Raw genomic sequence first — 14,430 nt, forward strand, 5'->3', positions numbered from 1 at the left:
GTACTCCCTTACGCCAAACTAACGAGAGGTGCGCCAACGGTAACCGCATCGCCCTCTTTGACATGTATATCGTGCACCACACCACTTTGCGCTGCTCGAACCTCTGTTTCCATTTTCATGGCTTCTAAAATCAGTAGTACGTCGCCCTCTTCCACCTGAGCACCGGACGCGACGTTGACCTTAAAGATATTACCTGCCAACGGTGCACCTACCGCTTCTACGTTCGTAGCAGCAACTGGGGCAGCTTGTACAGGAGCGGCGGCAGAAGGCGTGACTGATGTGAGTTCACCTTTAGGACCGACTTCAACATCATAAACTTGTCCATCCACCTTCACGCTATAAGACTCAATTCCACCACTGCTCGGTGCCGGAGACGCGGCTTGAGCAACGGGTTTCGCTGTTTCTAACGTCGGCGCTGGTTCAAATGCATCGGGATTGTGACGATTTTTTAGGAACTTTAATCCTACTTGTGGGAACAAGGCATACGTCAGTACATCATCAACCGTATCCTCTGCTAAGGAAATCCCCTCGGATTTCGCCTTAACGAGCAGCTCATCGGTTAATGTATGCATTTCCGCTTCCAATCGATCCGCAGGACGACAAGTAATAGGCTCTGCACCATCGAGTACTTTTGCTTGTAGCTCGGCGTTCACTGGTGCTGGCGCAGTTCCGTACTCACCTTTGAGGACACCAGCCGTCTCTTTAGTGATACTCTTATAACGCTCACCAGTCAGCACATTAATGACCGCTTGAGTCCCGACAATTTGCGATGTTGGCGTGACCAATGGAATATGCCCTAAGTCTTCGCGTACGCGAGGGATCTCTTCAAGTACTTCATCAAGACGATCAGCGGCGCCTTGCTCTTTAAGTTGACCTTCCATGTTAGTCAACATGCCACCCGGCACCTGAGCAATCAAAATACGCGAATCGACACCTTTCAGTTGTCCTTCCCATTTTGCGTATTTTTTACGAACTTCTCTAAAGTAAGCCGCGATAGGCTCAATTTGTTCTAGTTTGAGGTTAGTATCACGCTCAGTCCCTTGTAACATCGCCACCACGGTTTCAGTTGGTGTGTGACCATAAGTCTGACTCATTGATGAAATAGCGGTATCTAAAATATCAATGCCGAGCCTCAACCGCTTTTACTGCCGTTGCCGCAGATAAACCCGTTGTAGCATGGCAATGCAACGCGAGTGGCACATCACAAGACTCTTTAATTCTCGTGATAAGATCTTCTGCTTCATAAGGTTTTAAAAGACCTGCCATGTCTTTTATACAAAGAGAGTGACAGCCAAGATCTTCAAGGCGTTTCGCTAGATCAACCCAAGTATTCGTGTTGTGTACTGGACTTGTGGTGTAAGACAATGTTCCTTGTGCATGGGCACCCACGTCAACAGTTGCCTTCACTGCTTTTTCAAAGTTGCGAACATCGTTCATCGCATCAAAGATACGGAAAACATCCATGCCATTGGCATGAGCACGTTCAACAAACTTTTCCACTACGTCATCAGCATAATGGCGATAACCCAATAAATTCTGACCACGCAGAAGCATTTGCATCGGCGTATTTGGCATTGCCTTCTTTAGTTCACGTAAGCGCTCCCAAGGATCTTCACCCAAGAAACGAATACATGAATCAAAAGTGGCACCGCCCCATGTTTCCAACGACCAGTAGCCGACTTTATCCAGCTCGGCGGCAATAGGTAACATATCTTCAATTCGCATACGGGTAGCAAACAGTGATTGATGGGCGTCACGAAGTACCACGTCCGTGATAGCTAGTGGTTTAGACATGCTCATTAACTCCTTTTAATCTTAACTTAATCTATTTTGCGGCCGAAGTGCGGTATTGGTGTACGGCTGCAGAAATAGCAGCGACAACACTCGGGCTAACAGTATTCGATGGGGACAGTGATGGTTTAGTTTGTTTTGGGGCAGCGATCGGCTCTGGCGCTTCTTCTGGCACCAATTTCGACATTAACCGAACGAGATAAACAAGAATAGTTAGAAATACGAATACAACGGACATGCCCGTTAGCATTAGGGTAGCCGCATCGCCTAGCAGGCTTCCAATATTAGTCATTTTGCGTCCTTTCTTTGTCATCCTGACAAGTCATTCAACCAAGTACTAGGCATCATTGCCTAAGGTTAGATATGCATACGTTCTTACATTGCTTCCATTGCAAGAGGACTAGGATTATCTCGATTGGTGAAAGTTTGTCAATTTTGTTTAATCTAGAGTTGCCATTAAAACGTTATTCAAACGAAAAACTATGATGAAGCCGACAATTTATCGTGTAAGACACGTTACACAGAACTTCATACTGAGTGAACAACATAACAAAGTAAGGGTTTAAAACTGAGACACGCTTAAAATTACAAGTAACTTTCTTTTAAAAAACAGCCATTTGTAATAATAAGGTTAGTGATATGATCATTTTTTGTTAATAAAAAACCCCGCCAAAGGCAGGGTTTTAAATAAGTGGCGCGTCCTGGAGGATTCGAACCTCCGACCGCCTGGTTCGTAGCCAGGTACTCTATCCAGCTGAGCTAAGGACGCACAGATGCTTAATATTACTATCAAACACTTCCAAATTGTGGCGCGCTCTGGAGGATTCGAACCTCCGACCGCCTGGTTCGTAGCCAGGTACTCTATCCAGCTGAGCTAAGAGCGCACAAAGTTTTAATATCGTATTCTTTTTAAGAAAACCATATCAGGATCTAAGACCCTAAAAGGTGGCGCGTCCTGGAGGATTCGAACCTCCGACCGCCTGGTTCGTAGCCAGGTACTCTATCCAGCTGAGCTAAGGACGCACGGGATGTTTAATATTGCTATTAAACATTTTCCAAATTGTGGCGCGCTCTGGAGGATTCGAACCTCCGACCGCCTGGTTCGTAGCCAGGTACTCTATCCAGCTGAGCTAAGAGCGCACAAAGTTTTGATGTCGTATTCTTTTTCAAGAGAGCGGCATCAGGATCTAAGACCCTAAAAAGTGGCGCGTCCTGGAGGATTCGAACCTCCGACCGCCTGGTTCGTAGCCAGGTACTCTATCCAGCTGAGCTAAGGACGCACAGTATGCTCGATATTACTATCAAACATTTTCAAATTGTGGCGCGCTCTGGAGGATTCGAACCTCCGACCGCCTGGTTCGTAGCCAGGTACTCTATCCAGCTGAGCTAAGAGCGCGCAGAATGTGAAGCATATCACATTAAATTGTCTTGAGAACAAAAAAATTGACTCAAGGTCAATAATGGCGGTGAGGGAGGGATTCGAACCCTCGATACGGCTATAAACCGTATACTCCCTTAGCAGGGGAGCGCCTTCAGCCTCTCGGCCACCTCACCGTCTTGTATTGCTAATCTTCCTTTGCAAGGGGAAGTGGCGCGCTCTGGAGGATTCGAACCTCCGACCGCCTGGTTCGTAGCCAGGTACTCTATCCAGCTGAGCTAAGAGCGCATCATTTACTTCGTTTTATGAATTGCTTCATAAAATTAAGCAGTGCAAGAATGGCGGTGAGGGAGGGATTCGAACCCTCGATACGGCTATAAACCGTATACTCCCTTAGCAGGGGAGCGCCTTCAGCCTCTCGGCCACCTCACCGTCTTGCGGAGGCACATATTACGATTTACCAAAAATAAGTCAAACACTTTCTTGGCAAAAATTGCAAAAAACAGCTTAACCGTTGGCAAATTAATCAAAGTGCCACATAAGCACATTTTCACTGTTTAAAATTCGCACTAAGTCTAAGACATAATGGCAAATTGTAGATAATAAAAAGGCCAGCAAAATGCTAGCCCTCTTTAAAAGAAATTAGTAGTTGCCTGGTGCAACATTACCATTTCCCTTTTCTGCTTGAATGCGCATGTAAATTTCTTCACGGTGCACTGATACTTCTTTAGGAGCATTAACACCAATGCGAACCTGGTTACCCTTTACACCCAATACAGTAACAGTGACTTCGTCACCAATCATTAATGTTTCACCAACACGGCGAGTCAAAATCAGCATTCTTTGCTCCTTGAGTAATCTCTAATTATCTTGCTACGAAACACATTATCCAACATAAGTTATATTTTCGTAAACTATCTTCTAACAACTATTTACCCCAAATAGGCCAATTTCTCTTCTCTTGAAACGGTGTCATTGGAAATAATGTAGTTATCATGCAGTACGTTAGCCGCTTTGTCGATAGCCTCGGAGGCTATAACGAAAGTAAATGAGTGTTTATCTTCACAAAAGTGTAGAACAGATATTTCCGCCAAGTTGAGAAGTTGTTGAGATTGTGAGGTAAAGGGTGGCGAGATATCCCCCACAACGGTTACCAGCCCTACTGGACTTTTTTCTGTCGCAACCTCGGATAACATGGCCACAACTCTGTGTATCGCATCAGGCTGAGCAATTAGGGTGTAATCAGCGTCATCGGTAATCTGACAATCAATCTCGATACCACACAACTTAATTTGCTGGTCAATACGCTGCTTTTGGTGCACTGGTATCGATATTGCGAGCAAATGCTTTTTCAATGCGATACCAGACATACCTGGTGTGGGGTTCCATCCCTTAACCAACGTGCCAGATCCTGATTCAAAGCTTGAGAGTACACGTAGCGGAACATCATTTTTCCCGGCATGCGTTACGCAAGGTAGGTGCAGTACTTTTGCCCCTTTTTTCGACATAACTTCCATAGTGGTAAAGTCAATTTTATCTAAACACTTCGCATTCACCACAACACGTGGGTCAGCGGTATAAACACCCGCTACATCAGTATAGATTTGGCACTCATCAGCCAACAGCGCGGCCGCTAGTGTTACTGCGGTCGTGTCCGAGCCCCCCTTCCCAGAGTAGTAATATCGCCAAGGGCATTAACCCCCTGAAAACCTGCAACAATAACAATGAGGTCATCGTCTAGGTAGCGCTGTATTACTTGCGTGTTTATTTCGCTAATCGTGGCGTGGTTATGCTGATTATTTGTCTGGATCTGAGCTTGCTGCCCTGTCAACGAGACAGAATGATGCCCTAATTTACTCAAGGCCATGGCTAACAGTGCCATGGACACTTGCTCCCCGTAGAGAGCAGGACATCGAGCTCACGAGCATTCGGTACACTATCAATTTGTTTTGCCAACTCAACTAAGCGATTTGTCTCACCTGACATCGCAGATACCACGACTACAAGTCGATTACCCGCCAATTTAGCTTGAATCACTTGCTCTGCAACGCTTTGAATTCGCTCAATAGAGCCAACCGAAGTCCCACCAAATTTTTGTACGATTAGCGGTTTGTTCACCAGTTTTCACCTTCCCAGACAGCAGTAATGTGCCTTTGACTCATTGGGATCTACACCATTTGCCAGCTGAACCAGTCCTTCGTTAGCAGCAGCCAACACACTCGAAGCATGGTAAAGCTCTAGCGTGGTCATAGAACCATAAAATTATAACGCATTAGTTTGCATTGCCATTGACTGCGCTTATCAAAGGCACCTTAAAGCAACAATGCCCAATCAATAGCTATTGATTGGGCATTGTATTACGAGCTTAAATCGTTACAAGCGTTCTTCTAACCAAACGCGTACCGACAGAAGCGCTTCTGGCAGTGCCTCAACATCTGTGCCTCCAGCTTGGGCCATATCTGGACGGCCACCGCCTTTACCACCAATCTGTTCCGCTACCATCTTAACGAGATCACCCGCTTTGACTTTACCGATAAGATCTTTTGTCACACCAGCAATAAGACCGACTTTTCCATCCGCTACGTTGGCAATCAAAATAACGCCGCTACCCACTTGGTTCTTAGCATTATCGACCATAGTACGTAAGTTTTTATTGTCAGCACCTTCAATCGCTGCGACCAATACTTTTGTCCCTGCGATGTCTTCAACTTTACCCATGATATTGGCACTTTCTGCCGCCGCCATCTTGTCTTTCAGTTGTTGAATTTCTTTTTCAAGCGACTTCGACTTTTGAGCCGACTCTGCGAGTTTGGCTTCTAGTGCATGCTGTTGAGCTTCCACAGCATCAAGTGCTGTTTCACCCGTTACCGCTTCAATACGACGGATCCCGGCAGCAATACCACCTTCTGACGTGATCTTAAACAGACCAATATCACCCGTATTGTGTGCGTGAATACCGCCACACAATTCCGTTGAGAAGTCACCCATTGAAAGTACGCGAACTTCTTCGTCATATTTCTCGCCAAAGAGCGCCATCGCGCCTTTTTTCTTCGCCGATTCAATGTCCATAACTTGAGTTTCAATGCTATGGTTAATTCGAACCTGTGCGTTAACAAGTCGTTCAACTTCTTTAATTTCTGCTTTTGTCATGGCTTCTAAATGAGAGAAGTCAAAACGCAAGCTGTCGGCTTTAACTAAAGAGCCTTTCTGTGCAACATGCTCACCTAATACTTGACGCAATGCAGCGTGCAATAAGTGGGTCGCCGAGTGATTCAACGTAATCGCAGCACGACGCTCAGCATCAACGATGGCATCCACATCATCATGTTTAGCAAGCACACCTTCAATCAGCTCGCCATGGTGCGCAATCGCATTACCTAGCTTTTGAGTATCTTCAACTTTGAAGCGTCCTGCCGATGTTTTCAATACACCAGCATCACCACACTGACCACCAGACTCAGCATAGAAAGGCGTTTCTTCAAGAATCACAATCGCTTTATCGCCCGCAGAGAGTGCGTCGACTTCGTTGCCTTCAACAAATAGTGCTGCAACCGTGCTAGCCCCTTGCGTCGCGCTATAACCACAGAACTCGGTGTTTGTGTCAACTTTGATCGTCGCATTGTAATCAGTACCAAATTGACCCGCTTCGCGAGCACGTTGGCGCTGTGCTTCCATTGCTTTTTCAAAGCCCGCTTCATCAATAGTAAACTCGCGTTCACGAGCCACATCATTGGTTAAGTCAGCAGGGAAGCCGTAAGTATCGTAAAGCTTAAACACGGTTTCGCCATCAAGGATTTTCTCGTCGCCAAGTGCGTCCAGGGCATCATTTAGGATGACCATGCCACGCTCAAGTGTGCGGCTAAAGTTTTCCTCTTCGATACGTAGTACTTTTTCAACCAGCGCCTGCTGCTTCTTCAGTTCTTCGCCAGCTGTGCCCATGATCGTAGCCAGAGTGCCAACAAGCTTATAGAAGAACGCACCTTGTGCCCCCAGCTTGTTACCGTGACGTACAGCGCGACGAATAATACGACGTAATACGTAACCACGACCTTCATTTGAAGGCATCACACCATCAACGATCAGGAATGAACATGAACGAATGTGGTCTGCAATAACACGTAACGACTGGTTAGATAGGTCTTCATAACCAATCGTCTCTGCCGCGTCTTTGATTAGTGTTTGGAAAACATCGATTTCATAGTTGGAGTGCACCCCTTGCATGATGGCAGAGATACGCTCAATACCCATGCCCGTATCTACTGACGGCTTAGGTAATGGCTCCATCGTACCGTCAGCGTGACGGTTGAACTGCATAAAGACGTTGTTCCAGATCTCGATAAAGCGGTCGCCATCTTCTTCAGGCGTGCCAGGGCGTCCACCCCAAATGTGCTCACCGTGATCATAGAATATTTCCGTACAAGGACCACATGGACCCGTATCACCCATCTGCCAGAAATTATCTGACTCGTAGGCTTTACCACCTTTTTTGTCACCAATACGGATAATACGGTCAGCAGGAATACCAACTTTTTTATTCCAAATCTCAAACGCTTCGTCATCGGTCTCGTAGATTGTGACTAATAGGCGCTCTTGTGGAAGTTTCAATGCTTCTGTCAGGAATTCCCAAGCAAAGCCAATCGCATCTTCTTTGAAGTAATCACCAAAGCTGAAGTTACCCAGCATTTCGAAGAAAGTATGGTGACGAGCAGTAAAGCCAACGTTTTCAAGATCGTTGTGTTTACCACCAGCACGGACACAACGCTGCGACGTCGTCGCACGCGTATAGCTGCGTTTTTCTGAACCTAGGAAGCAGTCTTTGAACTGGTTCATCCCGGCGTTAGTGAAAAGCAACGTTGGATCATTGTGAGGAACCAATGATGAACTTTCTACGATTTGGTGCCCTTTGCTCTCAAAGAACTTAAGGAACGCGTTGCGAACCTCATCTGTGCTCATGTACATGCAGCTTTTCCTGAAATAATTCGAGTTAGATTTTGGGGACATATTGTAACCCCATGAATAAGCATTCGCCTAGTCTTCTCATAAAAAAGGACAGAAACAAAGCGATTTCATCGGTCATGTTAGGCAAGAAAAGTGATGTCTGCTACACAGACTTTACCGATAGAAATAATAAAGCCCCGCATTAGCGAGGCTTTATTCAATTTCAATCTATTTTAGGACGAGACAAGCTCAGTCAGCGTTAGAATTCTTCTTCTGCTGGAGCTTCACCTTTTTCAGGCTCTTCTGGTAGCGCAGGGGTAAGCAACATTTCACGAAGTTTTGTATCAATCGCTAGTGCAGCCTCAGGGTTTTCACGAAGATATTTACCTGCGTTTGCTTTACCTTGACCAATTTTATCGCCATTGTAGCTGTACCATGCACTAAGCTTTTTCAACGAGCTTGTGCTTCACGCCTAAGTCAATCAGCTCACCTTCACGGTTAAAACCTTTGCCATACAAAATTTGCGTTTCTGCTTGCTTAAATGGCGCAGCAATTTTGTTCTTAACGACCTTGATACGTGTTTCGTTACCAACAATCTCATCGCCTTCTTTGATAGAACCTGTGCGACGGATATCAAGACGAACGGAAGCATAAAACTTAAGTGCGTTACCACCCGTGGTTGTCTCTGGGTTACCAAACATCACACCAATCTTCATACGAATTTGGTTGATGAAAATACACATACAGTTAGACTGCTTAAGGTTACCTGTTAGCTTACGCATTGCTTGAGATAACATACGAGCTTGCAGACCCATGTGGCTATCGCCCATTTCGCCTTCAATTTCAGCTTTTGGCGTTAGTGCTGCAACCGAGTCGACAACCATGACATCAATCGCACCAGAACGCGCTAATGCATCACAAATTTCAAGCGCTTGCTCACCCGTATCGGGCTGAGAAACCAACAGCGCATCGATATCTACACCTAGCTTTTTAGCATAAATCGGGTCGAGTGCGTGTTCTGCATCGATGAAAGCACAGGTTTTACCAACACGTTGCGCTGCCGCAATCAGTTCGAGTGTTAACGTGGTTTTACCTGATGATTCTGGACCGTAAACTTCAACGATACGTCCCATTGGCAGACCACCCGCTCCCAACGCGATATCAAGAGAAAGTGAACCCGTTGAGATAGTTTCAACATCCATCGTACGGTTGTCACCAAGGCGCATGATAGAACCTTTACCAAATTGTTTTTCAATTTGACCTAGTGCTGCTGCTAATGCCTTTTGTTTATTCTCGTCCATTACTTTCTCCACAAGTATCCGCTAGGGATAACACGCTATGCGCAATTCTTAAAATAAGTGAGCGGTTAGTATTAAAAGTGACCGCGATATGGTTTTATTATACTGTTGATTCATACAGTGTCTATAGCTGTATGAAAATTTTATTGGTTTATTTAAAAGGGCGCCCTTCTAGAACCGAATGATACAAGATGAGCAAAGCATGCAACACCGCTTGTTGTCTGACTTGCGCACGATCTCCACGAAAACAACACGTCTCCGTCAAGCTCCACCCTGAAGAGGATGCCCAAGCAAAACATACCGTCCCTACTCGGTTTATCTTCTGTCCCGCCGCCAGGTCCTGCAATTCCACTAATTGCAACACTCAACGTCCCATTAGAAAACTGCAACGCGCCTCTCGCCATTTCAGTCACAACCGCTTCACTCACCGCCCCTTCTTGATGCAGCGTTTCTGACGATACTTGCAGCATCTCAAATTTAGCTTCATTGCTATAAGTCACAAAGGCGCGGTCAAACCACGCCGAGCTCCCTGCTATATCAGTAATCGCCGTCGCGACCCCACCACCAGTGCAGGACTCCGCGGTGACCAGCCGCTGATTTTTATCAAGGAGCAGCTCTCCAAGGGTTGCGCTTAATTCTTGAATATTGTGCATAAATTCCATCCTTCAACGCCGTTAACACAGCACGGTCGTACAGTTACTAACAATGTCTCTTTCCGCTCAGGGCGGTTTCACGTATCCTAACAACACTCCAAACTAGCAGCAAAGATGTCACAGTGAAATCGGAACAAAAACACACGCCAATGATGCAGCAATACCTGAAGCTAAAAGCTGAAAACCCAGAGATATTGCTTTTTTATCGCATGGGAGATTTCTACGAGTTATTTTATGACGACGCAAAAAAAGCGTCTCATCTACTCGATATTTCTCTAACCAAACGCGGCGCCTCTGCTGGCGAGCCAATTCCAATGGCGGGTGTTCCCTTTCATGCCGTAGAAGGTTATCTCGCAAAGTTAGTACAGTTAGGCGAATCTGTCGCTATCTGTGAGCAAGTGGGCGATCCCGCGACGAGCAAAGGCCCGGTAGAACGCCGAGTCGTTAGAATCGTAACACCAGGCACGGTGACTGACGAAGCGTTACTCTCTGAGCGACTCGACAATCTCATTGCCGCAATTTATCACCACAATGGTAAATTTGGCTATGCGACTTTAGACATCACCTCTGGTCGATTCCAACTTTGTGAGCCAGAAACCGAAGAAGCGATGTTGGCAGAGCTGCAAAGAACCGCGCCTAAAGAGCTGCTCTTTCCAGAAGATTTTGAGCCCGTTGATATTATGGCGAGCCGCAACGGTAACCGTCGCCGACCTGTTTGGGAATTTGAAATAGAGACAGCCAGACAACAGCTCAACCAACAGTTCGGTACCAAAGACCTGGTTGGTTTTGGCGTTGAACAATGCCTGCTTGGGCTATCCGCAGCAGGGTGTTTGATTCAATACGTCAAAGATACTCAACGAACCGCACTGCCTCATATCCGCGCATTAACACTTGTCAGCCAAGATCAATCCGTGATCTTGGATGCGGCGACGCGACGCAACCTTGAGCTCACACAGAATCTATCTGGCGGTTACGACAATACTCTTGCTGAAGTGCTTGATCATACAGCAACAGCCATGGGCAGTCGTATGCTTAAGCGTTGGATTCATCAGCCAATGCGTTGTCAAAAAACACTCAACTATCGTCTCGATGCTATCTCAGAGCTAAAAGAAGACACGCTATTTTCTGAACTTGCTCCAGTCCTTAAACAGATTGGCGATATCGAACGTATATTGGCGCGCCTTGCACTGCGTTCTGCTCGACCTAGAGACATGGCTCGCCTACGTAGTGCCATGCAACAACTGCCTGATCTTGCCCTCAGTTTAGAATCGGTGTCACACCCATATTTACAACAGCTCGCTCAGTTTGCAGCACCCATGAACGACGCCTGTGAATTGTTAGAACGTGCCATTAAAGAAAACCCACCGATTGTGATTCGCGACGGTGGGGTTATTGCTGATGGCTATCATGCTGAGCTTGATGAATGGCGTGAGCTTGCCAATGGCGCAACGGCTTACTTAGATAAACTGGAACTCGATGAGCGCGAACGTCACGGTATCGACACCTTAAAAGTGGGCTATAACAACGTCCATGGTTTTTTTATTCAGGTGAGTCGTGGTCAGAGCCACCTTGTGCCCGCCCATTACGTACGCCGCCAAACGCTAAAAAATGCCGAGCGCTACATTATTCCAGAGCTTAAAGAACACGAAGACAAGGTTTTAAGCTCGAAATCTAAAGCACTTGCGATTGAAAAGCAGCTCTGGGAATCGTTGTTTGATCTTCTGCTCCCTCAGCTTGAGCAATTCCAAAACTTGGCATCAGCACTGTCTCAACTCGATGTACTGCAAAATTTAGCCGAGCGCGCAGAAAGCCTAGACTATTGCCGTCCGACCATCAGCGACAAAGTAGGATTAAGTATTCAAGCAGGTCGTCACCCTGTGGTCGAGCAAGTGATGAACGACCCGTTTATTGCCAACCCAATTTCACTGAGTGCGCAACGACAAATGTTGATCATTACCGGACCCAACATGGGGGGTAAGTCGACCTATATGCGTCAAACGGCACTGATCGCCCTACTGGCTCACATTGGATCTTACGTCCCGGCGGAGAGCGCTGAAATTGGGTCGATTGATCGTATCTTTACTCGTATCGGCGCTTCTGATGACTTAGCATCAGGTCGCTCAACCTTTATGGTGGAGATGACAGAAACCGCAAATATTTTGCACAACGCCACTCCAAATAGCTTGGTGTTAATGGACGAAATAGGCCGTGGTACTAGCACCTATGACGGTTTGTCCCTTGCCTGGGCAAGCGCTGAGTGGTTGGCTGCAAAAATTGGCGCGATGACCTTATTCGCCACTCACTATTTTGAACTCACTGAGTTGCCCAACCAGTTACCTCATCTTGCTAACGTGCATTTAGACGCGGTTGAACATGGCGATTCCATTGCCTTCATGCATGCCGTTCAAGAGGGGGCGGCAAGCAAGTCCTATGGACTCGCGGTTGCTGGACTTGCTTAGTGTGCCAAAAGCAGTCATCAAAAATGCGCGTCAAAAACTTAGCCAGCTAGAGCAACTCGCACAGAAACCCACTCCTTCCTCTTCTCGAGTGGACGTGGCGAACCAACTTAGTCTGATCCCGGAACCAAGTGAAGTCGAAGAGGCATTAGCGGGGATTGATCCCGATGACCTCACTCCGCGCCAAGCACTTGAAGCCCTTTATCGCCTTAAGCATATGTTGTAGATCTCGCCATAACCGCTAGTTACACATGCGAAAAAGCGACCATTAGGTCGCTTTTTAACATTAAGTGGTACGTGCTTATAAACAAGATCAAAGTGGGCAATGCGTCGCACAAAGGGAGCGATTTAACACTACATCCAACGTCTGCTCTTGCCCATCGAGCTCGACATATAATGGATATACATCATCACTATTCGGCTGCTTAGGATCCGTATATCGCGGCGCTTCCACTTGAAACAACGCAGACACTTGCTGCTTTCTTACGTCAATGGGCAATGAGTAAGTCATGCCGTTAAATTTTACTGACGCCGACAATAAACCTGAACGATACGTTTTGTAGTAAAGATCCACCTTAAACTCACAACCACCACCATGGTGCCAAATTTGCTCCATAGCCACGTATTCTAAGCGAACATGAGGAATAAATTGCAAGTAAGGTAAATGCCAAATGCCCATTCTTGGGTCATTTTCAGGCGACATCACTCCTAATGAACATTGAGGCGTTGCAGCCTCTTCATCGACGAGTAAATCCTCTTCATCATACTCAAGGAACAGCACTTCAATGCGATTACGTCCAAGCTGTAGATGGGGTCGCACTTCTTTACGGTATGTCACTTCACTGCCGTCGCAATCCATAACAGCAACACCGTTAACTCTTACTTCCGCAAAGTAATCAATACCAGAGAAAACAAGATCGACAGCTGGGTGCGATAATTCATGCTCAGTCAGCTCAAAATCATGCATCAGATGCCATTCTTGCTCAGCAATCGTTGCTTCAGACAAGGTTTCTGGGAGGATTTGACTCAGGGCACCGGGAAATTGCAGATCCCCTTGAGGAATAGAAAGATCGGTCAGCGGGGAAAGCTGCCAATAACCTGAAATGTTTACTTTCATTGTAATAATGAGACCTACGCCGTATTTTGCGCAGTATAGTCAAATTGTTGCTAGAAAGATACCGTTGTTAAAAGCATGAACAAGAGACAAAAAAGGCCAGCAATGCTGGCCTTTCAATCAATGACGCTTACTCTTCGTCGGCATCATCTTCTTCGGTGTACAAGGCGTCTTCGCCTTCATAGTACGTACCCCAACCATCGTAGATGATGTCGTACTTTTCAGCGAGGTTCACAAGCTTTTCAACCTGAGCATCTATTTGCTCAGCGTTTAGCGCTGATTCCATCGTCGCATCACAACAAAGTAGCTTATTGCCATCTTCGTCTTCTGTTTCTTCAGCTTCAAGGACTTCAAAGCCCAACTTGAATGCTTCGACCACCGCTTTTTCTAAACGCTCAAAATCTTCAGCGAAAAAATGATGCTCGATCTCATAAAGAGAGTCTGGATCACTACCATCTTCAATTAATGCTTGAATGATATCGCGAGTTTCTTCCTTTTGAATTTCGATCAATTCTTCAACGGTTAGATACTCATCTTGTTGAGACATAAAAGTGCTCCAGCTAAATTAGGTTATCGGACGAATAATACGGTATGTCGCTATAAATCGAAAGATCGAAGCGAGATCTTTCGCAACAAATTTTCACTATTGTTGATTTTTTTAGATCGATCGAGATCACAGATACATAAATTTAACATTTCACTGTTACATTACGAGTCATGGCAATTTATGTCGCAGTACGTCATTTTGGCATCATCATCACCAAAGAAAAATTATGACTTCATTTTGCATATCATCTCGCCG

5 protein-coding genes, 9 tRNA genes and 5 pseudogenes are annotated in these 14,430 nt (G+C 46.0%); 1 reads left to right on the top strand and 18 read right to left on the bottom strand.

Annotation, left to right across the window (positions count from 1 at the left end; all coding sequences use genetic code 11):
• Positions 1–8: 8 nt before the first annotated feature.
• The 16 genes and pseudogenes from oadA to AC0L66_RS15730 form a co-directional block, all read right to left on the bottom strand.
• Positions 9–1,794: pseudogene (oadA, locus tag AC0L66_RS15655) on the bottom strand (sodium-extruding oxaloacetate decarboxylase subunit alpha).
• A 31-nt stretch (positions 1,795–1,825) separates the two neighbouring features.
• Complete coding sequence (locus tag AC0L66_RS15660; protein WP_265676312.1) at positions 1,826–2,083, bottom strand: oxaloacetate decarboxylase subunit gamma; 258 nt, start codon at positions 2,081–2,083, stop codon at positions 1,826–1,828.
• 400 nt (positions 2,084–2,483) lie between these two features.
• Positions 2,484–2,560 (bottom strand) — tRNA-Arg (locus tag AC0L66_RS15665).
• Positions 2,561–2,598: 38 nt separating this feature from the next.
• Positions 2,599–2,675, bottom strand: a tRNA-Arg gene (locus AC0L66_RS15670).
• Between the two features lie 62 nt (positions 2,676–2,737).
• Positions 2,738–2,814: transfer RNA gene (locus AC0L66_RS15675), tRNA-Arg, on the bottom strand.
• Positions 2,815–2,854: 40 nt separating this feature from the next.
• A tRNA-Arg gene (locus tag AC0L66_RS15680) sits at positions 2,855–2,931 on the bottom strand.
• Between the two features lie 63 nt (positions 2,932–2,994).
• A tRNA-Arg gene (locus tag AC0L66_RS15685) sits at positions 2,995–3,071 on the bottom strand.
• 39 nt (positions 3,072–3,110) lie between these two features.
• A tRNA-Arg gene (locus tag AC0L66_RS15690) sits at positions 3,111–3,187 on the bottom strand.
• Between the two features lie 65 nt (positions 3,188–3,252).
• Positions 3,253–3,345: transfer RNA gene (locus AC0L66_RS15695), tRNA-Ser, on the bottom strand.
• 35 nt (positions 3,346–3,380) lie between these two features.
• Positions 3,381–3,457: transfer RNA gene (locus AC0L66_RS15700), tRNA-Arg, on the bottom strand.
• A gap of 51 nt (positions 3,458–3,508) precedes the next feature.
• A tRNA-Ser gene (locus AC0L66_RS15705) sits at positions 3,509–3,601 on the bottom strand.
• 210 nt (positions 3,602–3,811) lie between these two features.
• Positions 3,812–4,009, bottom strand: a complete 198-nt coding sequence (gene csrA, locus AC0L66_RS15710) for a carbon storage regulator CsrA (RefSeq protein WP_009847619.1) — start codon at positions 4,007–4,009, stop codon at positions 3,812–3,814.
• 92 nt (positions 4,010–4,101) lie between these two features.
• Positions 4,102–5,287 (bottom strand): annotated as a pseudogene (locus AC0L66_RS15715) (aspartate kinase).
• 255 nt (positions 5,288–5,542) lie between these two features.
• Positions 5,543–8,128: an alanine--tRNA ligase gene (gene alaS / locus AC0L66_RS15720; protein WP_473567887.1), complete on the bottom strand. Its 2,586-nt coding sequence runs from the start codon at positions 8,126–8,128 to the stop codon at positions 5,543–5,545.
• A gap of 238 nt (positions 8,129–8,366) precedes the next feature.
• Positions 8,367–9,408: pseudogene (recA, locus tag AC0L66_RS15725) on the bottom strand (recombinase RecA).
• 148 nt (positions 9,409–9,556) lie between these two features.
• Positions 9,557–10,067, bottom strand: a pseudogene (locus AC0L66_RS15730) (CinA family protein).
• A 113-nt stretch (positions 10,068–10,180) separates the two neighbouring features.
• Here AC0L66_RS15730 and mutS point away from each other — a divergent pair.
• Positions 10,181–12,740 (top strand): annotated as a pseudogene (mutS, locus tag AC0L66_RS15735) (DNA mismatch repair protein MutS).
• Between the two features lie 87 nt (positions 12,741–12,827).
• On the opposite strand, the gene AC0L66_RS15740 reads toward mutS, so the two are convergent.
• Together AC0L66_RS15740 and rraB are read right to left on the bottom strand one after the other, a co-directional pair.
• Positions 12,828–13,631: a glycosyl hydrolase 2 galactose-binding domain-containing protein gene (locus AC0L66_RS15740; RefSeq protein ID WP_265676321.1), complete on the bottom strand. Its 804-nt coding sequence runs from the start codon at positions 13,629–13,631 to the stop codon at positions 12,828–12,830.
• Positions 13,632–13,758: 127 nt separating this feature from the next.
• Positions 13,759–14,175, bottom strand: a complete 417-nt coding sequence (gene rraB, locus AC0L66_RS15745; protein ID WP_250615864.1) for a ribonuclease E inhibitor RraB — start codon at positions 14,173–14,175, stop codon at positions 13,759–13,761.
• Positions 14,176–14,430: the final 255 nt, after the last annotated feature.

It is taken from the genome of Vibrio sp. GJ43-1, from assembly GCF_055808835.1.